Consider the following 12,462-nt stretch of genomic DNA (forward strand, 5'->3'; position numbering starts at 1 on the left):
GCAGCCTGAGAGATAAGGGAATGCCTCTCCAACTGCCTTCCTTCCTGTCGTTACTTCGCCAATTCGTAGATCGCCTGGGCGTAGATGGCCGTTGCCTTGACCAGATCCTCTACCAGGATGTACTCGTCACGCTGGTGCGCACTGTCCGGTCTTCCTGGGAACAACGGGCCAAAGGCAACGCCCACATCGAGGGAACGACCGTAGGTAGCACCGCCGATAGCGATGATACCCGCTTCTTCTCCCGTCTGTTCGGTGTAGACACGCTGCAAGGTAGTCACGAGCGGATGCTTCGGATCTACACGGTGCGGCGGAAGATGCTCAACGACTTCGAGAGAAAAGGCAGCTTCCTGCAGGCGCTCTTCCAAGATCTTCGACCACTGATCATACGAAACCGAATGCGGATAGCGAATGTTCACCCGAAACAAAGCGTCTTCATCTGCTTCGTATTCCAATACGCCGGTGTTGAGGGTCAGCGCACCCATTTCGGCATCCTCATGGGCAATACCAATCGTCTCGCCGTAGTGCTGTCTGTACAGATAGCGGTCAGCGAACGACGTGTATTGATCAGCGCGTTCATCCAATTGGAGTGTGCGCAGGAAATGAATCAGTTCTGTTCCCGCATTCACACCTTTTCCTGGGTCCATGCCGTGCACGGATACGCCCTCCATCTGGAGAGCAACCCGCCCATCTTTTTCTTCAGCATGCCCGTTCATTCCTGAATCCTTTAGATATTGCTGGAAACGCTCCACTAGCTGCTCATGCGTCTGTCCCGCTGGCTCCAGAATTGCCTGTCCCTTGTCTGGTACCATATTCATTCGAAGACCAGCCGCAAACGAGACGAGCCTCGCATCTGCTCGCGATGCGGCAGGCACCTGCTGGGCGCGATAAGCTTCACTGGTTTGACGCAGCGTCAGATCGGTCAGTCCCTTTTCCGCATAGATCAAAGGAAAATCAGCATCAGGGGTGAAGCCCATGGTTGGCATTTCTTCGCTCTCGAAGTATCGCTTCACGCACTGCCAGCTGGATTCTTCATCGGTCCCGAAAATCAGCCGAACGCGCTTGGAAAGCGGAAGTCCCAGCTCCAATACGAGTTTGGCTGCGAAAATGGCTGCCATCGTTGGCCCTTTGTCATCGATCGCGCCACGAGCAACGATCTTGCCATCGACGATCTCGGCCGCATATGGCGGAGTGCTCCAGCCATCTCCCTCAGGAACGACGTCGACGTGACTCAAAATGCCGATGATTTCTTCACCTGCACCAAATTCGGCGTGAGCTGCATATCCATCGATATCTTTGATCGCCATGCCGGACTCTTTGCACACATCCACAGCAAAATCGAGAGCCTCGCGAATTCCTTTTCCAAAAGGCGCTCCATCTTGAATCGTCTCGGGGTCAAGCACGCTTTTGATTCGCAAGAAAGCCTGCGTCGTCGCTAGCAGCTCCTCTTGTCTTTTCTTTGCTTCCTCCAGCCAGTTAATGGTTGTCGTCATTCTTTTCGATCCCTTCGTTTTGGCTCATATCCTCGATTCCCGCATCGATGTCCAGATCAATCTCCACCAATGAAATCAAGGATTCCATCGGCACTTCTTTCTGGGTAAATTCTGCTTGTGCTTCCTTGATTTCGTCGCGGATGTTGTTCATCTCGTTATCCAGCTTGTAGGAGGCCTTGGCTGCCTCGAACAAGCGTTGACGTACATTGGAAGGGATAATTCCCTCGTATTTGTAATTCAATGAGTGCTCGATCGTCGCCCAAAAATTCATTCCGAGTGTACGAATTTGAATTTCTACAGGAATGGTTACTTGTCCATCTGCCATCATCAGCGGGTACTCGACTGCCAAATGGTACCCTCTGTAGCCGCTCTCCTTGGGGGTTGAGACATAATCCTTTTCCAGATAAACGCGCATGTCCCCGCGTTTGCGAATCATTTCGACCACGGCTGGAATATCCTCGATAAACTGGCAGATGACGCGTACGCCAGCGATGTCCCGAATCTCCCAGCAGATGTTTTCGTCGATGGGGAACTGCAGGCGATTGGCCTTGTTATAAATGCTCGGGATCGATTTGACCCGCCCCATAGCGAACTCGATTGGAGAGTGTTCCTTTCGTTTACGCAGCTCGTTGCGTATATTTTTCAGTTTTACCTTGATCTCTTCTACAGCTTGCTCGAACGGCAGCAGATATAATTCCCAGTCTAGTTTGTGCACGCTTTCGTCCCTCCGGCCGGTTACTCCAACATCTTTATCATTCAACATTTTGTTTCGGATATCCTTCCAAAATGGAAAAAGAGACCGCGAATTCCGGTCTCTCGATCTGAACTTATCCTGTTTGAGTTTGTAATTCAGATGATTCAGACAATACAAACGATGATAAAGACGACCGCAGCTCCTCGGCCAGAGTAGCCAAATGGTCAGCCGAATGAACGATTAGCTCCATCGACGAGCTTTGCTCCTCTACGGCAGCGGAGATCGTCTGGACACCTGCAGCAGCTTCACTGGAAGCTGCGGAAACCTCGTGGGCCACAGCGACGACCTGCTGGGCTTGTGGTGCCATCCTGCCGAAAGCCTTGCTCACACTCTCCATCTCCTGAGACACGCGCCAGATGTTTTGCTCGATGCTCTGGAACATTTCTCCGGATCTGCGTGCAGTGCTCATGCCACGCGCTGTCGTTCCTGCCCCTTCTTCCATCCGCTCAACGGCAGCTTTTGTATCCTTCTGAATAGCACTGATCATCTTGACGATTTGTTGGGCTGCTTCATTCGTGCCTTCAGCGAGCTTGCGCACCTCTCCGGCAACGACAGCAAATCCCTTTCCATTTTCACCTGCGCGTGCAGCTTCGATCGCAGCGTTGAGAGCCAGCAGATTCGTCTGGCGCGCGATCTCGGTAATGACGGCAATAATCCGCGAAATATCCTGCGAGCGCTGCTCCAGGGCATGGATCACTTCCTTGGCTGCATCCACGGAGCGATTGATCTCCTCCATGCTGACGATGACTGCGGTCACCGCCTCTCTTCCCTGCTCAGCGTGCTGTTTCATCTCCTGTGAAGATACGGAAACCCGCTGTACATTTTCGGTCACACCCGCGACATCTCGGGTCAATTCTTCCGCCAGGTGAAGCGTCTCACCCATTTTATCCAACTGATTGTCAGCCGAGACGGCCACACTGTCAACCACCTGCACGATCTGCTGGCTGGAAGCAGCGATTTCACCTGTATTGCCATGAATGTCGCGGACAGAGTCTGTAACGGACGTGGAAGCCTGGCGCACCTGCTGCAAAATGGCGTGAAGCTGCTGGCGCATCTCATAGAGGGAACGAGCGAGCTGACCCAGCTCATCCTTGCGCTTCAGCAATTTCGGAGGAAACATGCTGGCAAAATCACCTTTGCCAATACGTGCTGCTACATCGAGCATTCCCTGGAAGGACTGGTTGAGCCAATTGGCTGTATAGGTAGAAATGATGACGATTAAAAGCAGCACAATTCCATTGAAGAGGATCATGGTTTGCATGATCTGGTTCGGGCCCTTCATGATCTCAGTCATGTCGATTTCAGCGAGAATGACCCAGTTGTGTTTGCCTACCGTGACCTTGTCGTAGGAGACGAGCACTTCCTTGCCCAAATAATCGATGCTCTGCTTTGTACCTGTCGATTGCGGGGAGAAAAGGGCTTCTTTCACAATCTCTGTGTCGACCTGCTGATTGAGCAAGGTATTCTGCTCATTCCCCAGCTCCGACCTCATCAGCTTGTCTGCGCCAACCATGTAGATTTTCCCCGTCTCTCCCAGCCCTTCACGACGATTCAGCTGGCGCGAGATATACTCCAGGGAAACCTCCACTGCTAATTGACCAATGACAACGCCTCTCTCATAGATGGGAACCGAAATAAAGACTCCAGGCTGGTTGCCTGACGCTTCATACCGTCCCAGGTCAGACATTTCCGTACTCTGCAGCTTGGCTACCTTCTGCACAGTCTGACCCAGAACCGAGCTTGCATATTGACCCGATAGGAGATTTGTCCCCAAATCAGCCTGCGGCTTGATCTGATAGATGACATCCCCCTGCTCACTGATCAAGGATGCGTTGGTGAAGCCATAACGGGCGGACTCCATCTTGATTTCTTTCGTATGTGCCGACTCTGCTTCCTGATACGCTGGATGGTCCTTCCCTTGTCTCCACACCTGGTCAAATGCCTGTATCGCCGTGATGATTGTTCCAGATGCGGCCAACGTCTCCACATTGCGCGTACGCTCTCGGAAGTAGTTCTCGACTTGTTCTTTGTTGCTGTTACGTAAGGACTCTAAGATGGCGGCACTGCTGTTCAACAATTCTTCTTTGGTTTCGTAATACGAAAACACACCCGCAGCCGTCAACGGTACAATTCCGGCCAGCAATAAAGCAATCAGCACACGTGCCCCCAGCTTCATGTACAGCCCCCCATAATCCAATCTTTCTCTCCGGCTTCGAAATTCATATAATCTCTATTTCTATGATTTCTATGAATATAGTACCAGAAAAGAAAAAAGGAAGGCTATACCAATCTGCAGTTAGGCCGTTTCAAATATCATGGCAATTTCATCGCACATAGGTAATTTGGAGCAGTTGATACAGTCTTTCCATACTTTTTGCGGCAGGGATTCCTTTGCTACGACCCAAAATCCGCATTTTTCAAAAAAGGCCTTTTGATAGGTCAAGGCGAGCACGCGATTGATGCCCAGTGTGCGGCATTGATCGACCAGATGCAGGACGAGATGTTTTCCAACGCCCATCCCTTTTGCCTTCTCGGAGATGGCCAGGGAGCGGATTTCCGCCAGGTCCTCCCACAAAATATGCAAACCAGCCACGCCCACTACCGTGTCCCCGTCATGCGCGACGATAAAAGATTGCAGGTGCTCGCACATCGACAATTTCGTCCTTGGCAGCATCAACCCTTGCCGTGCATATTCATTAACGATCTCCAGCATCGCATCTACGTCTTTCATAGTCGCCTGACGTACTGTCAGAGCTTTCGTGACACTCATCTTACACTCCTCCACTCCACGCTTAGGAAGCCTGGTACGATATCATAATTATTCATTATAGTATATAAATATACAATCGACTTTCGCAGAAGTCTATCCCTTTTTTCGCACTCTCGTCCACTTTCATTCAATTGAATTCTTTCGATCGAAGTAGTTATGCTATAATTAAAGAAGGAGATTCGTCACGTAACGAAATTCAAGGCCTTATATATTCAAGGCTTCACAGTGGAGGTGCCAACTATTTGACAACACGCAGAGAACGCAAAAAGCGGGAAACACGGGAAAAAATCTTCAATGCAGCGATCAAGCTGTTCAAGTCGCATGGCTTTGAAGGGACCACGATCGATATGATTTCGGAAGAAGCCGATGTAGCACGCGGTACGATTTTCCTCCATTTCACTTCCAAGGAAGCGATTTTAGCAAATTGGGGTTATGAGCGTCTGCATGAAATAGAGGAACGCCGTGACGAGTGGGACATCGACGATGACTGCAAAGCAAAGGTTCTTCGGATTTATAAAATCATGAACGAAGTAACCATCACGAACTTTGATTTCATCAAAGTAGTAGTCGAATCTTCCATGAAGCACCGCAAAGTGCTCGAATCGGAGAAAAACATGTATTTCGAGCTTCGTCAGCTCTTCGCGGATCTGATCGAGGATGCGCAGGACAAAGGACAGTTGAAAGCCAAGTTCAACCCGCTGGTCGCCGCCAACATGCTGGAGAATATCTACTACAACGCCTTGTACGATTGGGTACGAAGCGAAGGAGCATGGGCATTGGAAGAAATAATGGAAGAAAAGGTTTCGATCGTATTCGAAGGGCTGCACGCAGATTAATTCTCGCGATCAGCCCTTTGCAGTTCTTCCATGCCCTTTTCCCCACATACTGCCCCTCCTCCCCTCCTGGTACCATTCGGTGTCCATCAACTGCTGCCCCACATTCATCCCAACCAGTCTAAATCCTGCATTTTCAACATCTACCAGTCTGGATTTCGCTTGCGGTCACTTGCACAATTCCCTATGATGTAGGTAGCTTGTTTGTAGACCTTGGAGGTAATGACATTCAGATGCGAAATGGAATCAAACGTGAAGATATTGAATTGCTGGCACCCGCTGGGAACTGGGACTGCTTAAAAGCCGCTGTAGCCAATGGAGCCAACGCCATTTTTTTTGGAGTAGAGAAGTTCAACGCTCGTGCGCGCGCCGAGAACTTTCATATGGCTGATCTGCCAGAGATCATGTCCTACCTGCACATGTACGGTGTGAAAGGGTTTTTGACCTTTAATATTCTCGTATTTGAAAATGAACTGAAGGACGCACAGGAGCTGATCGACGCCTGTATTAACGCGGGTGTGGATGCCGTCATCGTCCAGGACCTCGGTCTGGTCAAACTGATCCGTGAAATGTCTCCTGACTTCCCGATTCACGGATCCACACAAATGACGATTACCTCACCCGAAGCAGTCGAGTTCACCAAGCCATTCGACATCGAACGCGTGGTGCTCGGTCGTGAGAATTCGTTGAAAGAAATTCGCAAGATCGGTGAAAAGGCCAAGCTGCCGATGGAAGTGTTTGTACACGGCGCTCTGTGTGTATCCTACTCTGGCCAATGCCTGACCTCGGAAATGTGGGGCGGCCGCTCCGCCAACCGCGGTGAATGCGCACAAGCCTGTCGCTTGCCGTACGATCTGATGGTAGACGGTGTTCAAAAGGAGATGGGCAATATCGCATACCTGCTCTCTCCCAAGGATTTGGCTGCACTCGAACTGGTGCCGGAGCTGATTGAAGCAGGCGTTACTTCCTTTAAAATCGAGGGAAGACTCAAGACTCCTGAGTACGTTGCCAACGTAGTCAGCAAATACCGCGCAGCGATTGACCGTTATTTTGACGGAATCGACACGCCTCCTGCCGAACAGGAAATCCGTGAGCTGCAGCAAAGCTTTTCCCGCGGATTTACACATGGCTTCCTAGAGGGAACCAACAACAAAACGCTGGTAGACGGCAGCTTTCCAAAAAGCCGCGGTGTTTTCCTCGGAACCGTGAAGAAAAAAATGACCAACGCCTTGCTCGTAGAAGTCACCTCCCCTGTCAAACGTGGAGACGGCATTGTGTTTGACGCTGGAGATCCAACCCAGAAGGAAGAAGGCGGACGGATCTACGACATTCTCTCTCGCAGCAAAAAAGTGGAGGGTGAAGTGGCGAAGGGTCTTTTTGAAATCGTTATGGGCCGCAATGACGTCAACCTGAAGCGAATCAACGTCGGGGATCGCGTCTGGAAAACCAGTGATCCTGAACTGGATAAGCGCCTGCGCAAGACCTTTGAAACCGAAAAGCCGTATCATACCTTCCCTGTGGCTGTACACGCCAGTGGAAAGCTGGGTGAAAAGCTGAAGCTGACCTGGGTGGACCTGCAAGCTCAGCATGCTGTTTCCATTCAATCGGAAATTCCGCTGGAGCAGGCTTTGAAGCGTCCTTTGACGCATGAATTGCTGCATGATCAGCTGGGCCGTCTGGGCGGCACGCTTTTCCATCTAAATGCTGCTGATCTGACGATAGAGCTGGAAGGCGAACTGATTTTGCCTGTGAGTGAATTGAATCGACTGCGCAGAGAAGCAGCCGAACAGCTCCTCTACCTTCGCTCCAAGCCACCGGTATATCAGCATCGCCACGTCGACGTATATGCGGATGTGCAGGTGAAAAAGCAGGTGGAACAACCACTGCTGACTGCCTTGTGCCGGTCGATGGAGCAATTGGAGGCAGCAGCCCAAACAGATGTAGACTTCCTGTATGCCGACTTTGAGTTCGTCAAGCAATACCCGGATGCGGTAAAGCTGGCTCACAAGTATGGCAAAAAGATCGGTATCGCTACGATGCGTATCCACATGCCGGATGAAAACGGCGTGCTTGCCCTGATCTCGAAAGCCAAGCCAGATGCCATCCTCGTACGCAATACAGGTGCTTTGTACTACTATTTGTCCAGAAAAAATGAAATCGACATCCCGCTGATCGGCGACTTTTCCCTGAATATCGCCAATCACAAGGCGGTAGAGCTGTTCCTGGAATCCGGTCTGGAGCGAGTCACTCCTTCCTACGATCTCAATATCCAGCAGATGGTCGATTTGCTTGAGCGTTCTGATGCAGCCCATATGGAGCTGGTCATCCATCAGCACATGCCGATGTTCCACACCGAGCATTGTGTCTACTGCACGTTTCTCAGTGAAGGAACCGACCATACGAACTGCGGAACGCCTTGCGAAACCTCTCGCGTCTCTCTCAAGGACCGAGTCGGCTTCTCCCATCCCGTGCGCGTAGATACTGGCTGCCGCAATACGGTCTACAATGCGATCGACCAGTCCGGCGCCGAATATTTGAGGGAGTTCCGTGCCTTGCAAGTTGGCAGCTACCGGATTGAATTTCTAGAAGAAGAGCCTGCCCGCGTAAAAGAGGTCATTTCTCTGTATCGTCAAGCGCTGCGTGGGGAAGTAAGCGGCACGCACGTCTGGCGCACCCTCAAGGCGACCAATCAGTTGGGCGTCACACGTGGACAGTTGAGCAAATAAACGGTCATGACCGTATTTGCAGACCGCAAGCGGTCACATTCTATTAAATGAAAAACGTCGAGACGTTTTTCACTGAAAAGCGAAGAGACGTTTTTCACAGAAAAGCGAAGAGACGAGAGGAGAAAGTGGAATGGCTGATCTTACCCAACCTACTGTAGAAAACCTTGCCGTACTCATTGAAGGCATCAAGGCTAAACTGAACATGGCCAACACAGCCGTCATGCGTCCGGAGGATTTTGATCTGGTCCATTATGAAGACCTGCTGTATCTGTACAACATGGTTCAGAAGAAAACAGCTTTTGGCATCAATGAAATGACAGCGATCGTGGAAGAACTGGGTCATATGCGCAAGCAAGGCTAAAACCAAGCAAAAGAGTATGAGCTCGGGCTAATCCCGCTCATACTCTTTTTTCATGTGTGCAAGAACATCGCAGCTCTACTCGTTAAACCGAAGCGGCAGCTCAATCAATCCTGCCGTCATGACGGACATCACAGGTAAATATGAAACATTTTTCAACGAGACGGAGACATAGCCTTTTCCTGTTTCTTTGTCCTCTTCTCCCGTTCTAATTCCACAATGAGCTCAGCTGCCATACGTTTGTTTACTTGCAGTCCTTCGATTGACTTTTTTGTTTCATCCAGTAATTGATTCAATTTTTCAATCTGTGTTTTAGTTGGAGGCTGATTCTCCATCAAGTATTCAAAATTCTCAAAGGCAATTTTTATAGCTGCTTCCGGTGTTAAGCGATCTATCACTTCGTAAATGGCTTCATACGCGAATGCAAGGGACGATAACCCATATCCGCTATCTGTACTCAAAAAGAACCTTGAGGGAAATTGTTCCATTAATGGAATGTATCTGTCCATCTCACTCTTACTTTTTACCGAGTAACCAGCAAGAAAATCGATATACAGGTTATCATGGCTTTCCAATAGCTTTTTCAATATTTCAACCTGTTTGGTTGATTCACCAACATTTCCATGTGCCAAGATAAAATTTGTATCTGGATGTTTTTGTAACGCTTCCTGCAAGACTGATACTTGTGCGCTTGCCAGCGGATCAATGTGCAGCAGAATAGGGACCTTATACTCGGCACACAATGCATACACGTCTGATAAATACCCATCCAATGCATCCTTCCCCTTCCAAGCAACCTTGGACACCACATCTGAATAGGTTGAAGCCGCAATTACTTCACCTACCCCCATATAACCCTGCTCCAAGTTTTTCCTAACCATTGCTATGCCTTCTTCACTATGCATATCGAACCCGGAAAAAAAGGGATAATAACGTTCCGTACTTTTCAAAAAAGCTCGCCAACTTTTTTGATCATCACCCATAGCCGCCGGTTCGCTCACTTTTCCAAATATTGCAATTTTATCTATAAAAAATTCATCCCATATGGGTTTGACAAACTCAATATTGGGTCCATCATGACTATGTACATCGATCACTTTCAAGTCCCTGTACTTTTCTGCAAGGGTTCCGACTGTTGTCTTGGTTCTTGCATTTTTTATCACGTCGACCATCGTTAAATCAGGTTTGTAGACATAGGATTCGAAATCTGTCTCTTTATTAACCAGGTTCAGCAGGCCAACAACAGCAGTTCCAACAAACAATCCAATCCCAGTCAAAAGCCACTTTTTGTTGATCAAAGAAAAAACCACCTTCTTTGTTGACACGTTTTAAAAAGTATCCAACCCGTTTTATTCTTTTATTTCGACCACGTATGGGAACGCTCTAACTTTTTCACCCTGTTTGAATTCGGCCCAAATTTTATAAAGACCAGGCTTCTTAAATTTGGTTTGAAATACTGGATCTTCATGATTTACGGGATGAACGTGAACAAAATTTTGAGCTTCTTCATCAAGAATGACGACATGTCCCATCGCTCCCAAATACGGAGTCAAAGCCGTTCTGTTTAAATCAAATGATAACGTTACAGTCTCATTGATCAGATCTGTACTCATGTTTAGTTTAACGGTCTCACCATCAATCTCCTGGACGAGTGTCTGGTCTGCCATAAGCCTGTGGCCGTGAGACTGTTCAACTGGATTTCCGACTACGAATAACACTGGAGTAACCTGGTAAGCCAATTTTTCAGGTTTTATATCAATAAATCCTTTATAAAACCCATCTGGCAGTACATTGTCGATGTGAAATTCTCCTTTTCCAATTTGCTCCGGATGCAGGTGATAGTATTTCTGCAGTTGCTCATCCACAACGATAAAATGCAGAAGCTTCTCATGATTCACTGCAAGCTCATCTACTGCATTACCCAAGTAATCTTTCAGGTAAATCCTGATTCCGTTGCTCTCTGATTGAACATACGTATGTACTTGGCTACCATCCCCATGCCCTGCTTCATTTTCATGACTGTCGCCGCCGTGCTCTTCTTTGCTATCCTCGTGGCTATCCTCGTGGCTATCGTTTTGAGACGTATGGGTAATGCCCGGATACTGTTCTTCAACTGCGACTTGTTGTTCTTCAGTGAAGTACTCATTATAAACAGCATATCCACCCAAAACGATTGCAACATAGAGAATGGCACCTGCTATACCTTTATACATGTTGATCTACCTCCGCATTCGTTTTTTTAAGTGCTATTGCAATGCCTGCACTCTACGCTCTTGGTGTCCATATTAACCGGATCCCTCTTCTAAAATCGCGCAAAAAAATGCGGTACACCCGCAATTAATGCGTCGTCAAGTTGAATAGATCGTGTTTTTTTGTGGAAGCGAGAAAGTGATCCTGCGGTTATTCGATAATAGCTGCTGAGCAGTCCAATGGATGGATTCCATAAAGGGGAGAGGTCTCAACAACGAAATTTAGACAAAACTCAAGCAGCCAGTCCCCGATTCAAATTTTCGGCAATTGGCTGCTTAATTGGCTAAGCTGTTTTGATGCTTTTTTGATCCCTGTCCCATGGACGCGGTTCAGTCCCCTAATCCGGCTCATATTCTTTTTTTGTGTGCAAGGACATCGCTTTACCTTCACGAAGGCTGGGGGGCTTTCCTCTTTGCCTTCACTCCCTCCATCTCCCCTACTTCAGGTGAGGAATCACGCAAGAAGAACGCGAGGATCAAGCCGACAACTGCAAATAACGTAGCGATCAAAAAGGCGTCATTCGTTCCCATTGTCATACCTTGGTTGGTAGCTAGCGCCATCTGAGCCTGATCTGCTGGATTGATCTGCTGCTCTCGAATGATGGCTGCTATGTGTCTTTCGGAACGGACCGACATGATCGAGACGAACAGAGCGGTTCCAATCGCCCCTCCGATCGCATTGATCGTGTTGGTCATCGCGGTACCATGCGGGTTCAACCGAAGCGGCAGCGCATTCAATCCTGCCGTCATGACGGGCATCAGTCGTGTGCAGCGTCAATCGCGTCAAGCCGAATGTCGTCACAATCATGATGGTCAATCCGATAATCGCCAGTCAGCGAGCCCCGTATTTATCAAAAAGCGGCTACTAAAAAGCACCATATCCGCATGATCAAGCGGTTTTATCGTCTGATCAACCGAGTAGCTCTCGATTTCACAATAAGGTTAGGAACAATTCCAAAAACTCCAAGTGAGGAGGTTTTTTTCTTTTGCTGCTAGATGCAAAGACCATCATAAAGGAGAACATTTCTTTCACTCCCTTGGATGTATATAATCAGGCATTTCGGGAACGAGGATTCTTTATTTCCAGCTATGATAGAGACGAGGTAAATGAGTTTCTAGACATCGTTATTAAGGATTATACGACTTATACTCTCATTATTGAACAGCTGATAGAACGTCTCAATGAGGTGGAGTCGGCGTTAATTGAGGAGTCTACCGTTACACTAGAGTCACTAAACGACAGAGTTTCTCTGATTGAGAAACTATTAAGGTCAAAGTGACA

Annotated in this window: 12 protein-coding genes; 5 read left to right on the top strand and 7 right to left on the bottom strand. The window is 48.6% G+C overall.

The annotated features are described in order from the left end of the window. Positions 1–50 precede the first annotated feature (50 nt). The 4 genes from pepV to EDM52_RS09255 all read right to left on the bottom strand — a co-directional run bounded on the left by pepV (position 51) and on the right by EDM52_RS09255 (position 5,014). A complete protein-coding gene (pepV, locus tag EDM52_RS09240; RefSeq protein WP_122908712.1) occupies positions 51–1,490 on the bottom strand; it encodes a dipeptidase PepV in 1,440 nt (479 codons plus the stop codon). Next, positions 1,474–2,205: a GTP pyrophosphokinase gene (locus tag EDM52_RS09245; RefSeq protein ID WP_122908713.1), complete on the bottom strand. Its 732-nt coding sequence runs from the start codon at positions 2,203–2,205 to the stop codon at positions 1,474–1,476. Before EDM52_RS09245 ends, pepV begins: the two co-directional genes overlap by 17 nt. A gap of 112 nt (positions 2,206–2,317) precedes the next feature. After that, entirely contained in the window at positions 2,318–4,420 is a 2,103-nt protein-coding gene (locus EDM52_RS09250; RefSeq protein ID WP_122908714.1) for a methyl-accepting chemotaxis protein, read from the bottom strand. 120 nt (positions 4,421–4,540) lie between these two features. Continuing rightward, the gene (locus EDM52_RS09255) at positions 4,541–5,014 is read right to left on the bottom strand and encodes an N-acetyltransferase (RefSeq protein WP_122908715.1); all 474 of its coding nucleotides are present in this window, start codon (positions 5,012–5,014) and stop codon (positions 4,541–4,543) included. Positions 5,015–5,256: 242 nt separating this feature from the next. On the opposite strand from EDM52_RS09255, the gene EDM52_RS09260 reads away from it, so the two are divergent. From EDM52_RS09260 to EDM52_RS09270, 3 genes are all read left to right on the top strand, one after another. Then, a complete protein-coding gene (locus tag EDM52_RS09260; RefSeq protein WP_122908716.1) occupies positions 5,257–5,850 on the top strand; it encodes a TetR/AcrR family transcriptional regulator in 594 nt (197 codons plus the stop codon). A gap of 230 nt (positions 5,851–6,080) precedes the next feature. Continuing rightward, entirely contained in the window at positions 6,081–8,573 is a 2,493-nt protein-coding gene (locus EDM52_RS09265; RefSeq protein WP_122908717.1) for a U32 family peptidase, read from the top strand. A 130-nt stretch (positions 8,574–8,703) separates the two neighbouring features. Further along, positions 8,704–8,934, top strand: coding sequence for a DUF1128 domain-containing protein (locus EDM52_RS09270; protein ID WP_057134208.1), 231 nt, complete (start codon positions 8,704–8,706; stop codon positions 8,932–8,934). 152 nt (positions 8,935–9,086) lie between these two features. Here EDM52_RS09270 and EDM52_RS09275 read toward each other — a convergent pair whose 3' ends face one another. The 3 genes from EDM52_RS09275 to EDM52_RS09285 all read right to left on the bottom strand — a co-directional run bounded on the left by EDM52_RS09275 (position 9,087) and on the right by EDM52_RS09285 (position 11,930). Beyond that, positions 9,087–10,256 carry an amidohydrolase family protein gene (locus EDM52_RS09275; protein WP_183184944.1) on the bottom strand — a complete coding sequence of 390 codons (1,170 nt, stop codon included), beginning with the start codon at positions 10,254–10,256 and terminating at the stop codon, positions 9,087–9,089. 24 nt (positions 10,257–10,280) lie between these two features. Further along, positions 10,281–11,144: a hypothetical protein gene (locus EDM52_RS09280; protein ID WP_122908719.1), complete on the bottom strand. Its 864-nt coding sequence runs from the start codon at positions 11,142–11,144 to the stop codon at positions 10,281–10,283. 423 nt (positions 11,145–11,567) lie between these two features. Continuing rightward, positions 11,568–11,930, bottom strand: coding sequence for an MFS transporter (locus tag EDM52_RS09285; protein WP_122908720.1), 363 nt, complete (start codon positions 11,928–11,930; stop codon positions 11,568–11,570). Between EDM52_RS09285 and EDM52_RS24595 the strand changes: the two genes are divergently transcribed. Together EDM52_RS24595 and EDM52_RS09290 are read left to right on the top strand one after the other, a co-directional pair. Beyond that, a complete protein-coding gene (locus EDM52_RS24595) occupies positions 11,929–12,069 on the top strand; it encodes a hypothetical protein (protein ID WP_183184946.1) in 141 nt (46 codons plus the stop codon). The genes EDM52_RS09285 and EDM52_RS24595 overlap by 2 nt on opposite strands. 148 nt (positions 12,070–12,217) lie before the next feature. Beyond that, positions 12,218–12,460 (top strand): DivIVA domain-containing protein, encoded by a 243-nt coding sequence (locus EDM52_RS09290; protein WP_276330104.1) that lies wholly within the window; start codon positions 12,218–12,220, stop codon positions 12,458–12,460. Positions 12,461–12,462 lie beyond the last annotated feature (2 nt).

The organism is Brevibacillus invocatus (assembly GCF_003710915.1).
Classification (GTDB): domain Bacteria; phylum Bacillota; class Bacilli; order Brevibacillales; family Brevibacillaceae; genus Brevibacillus; species Brevibacillus invocatus.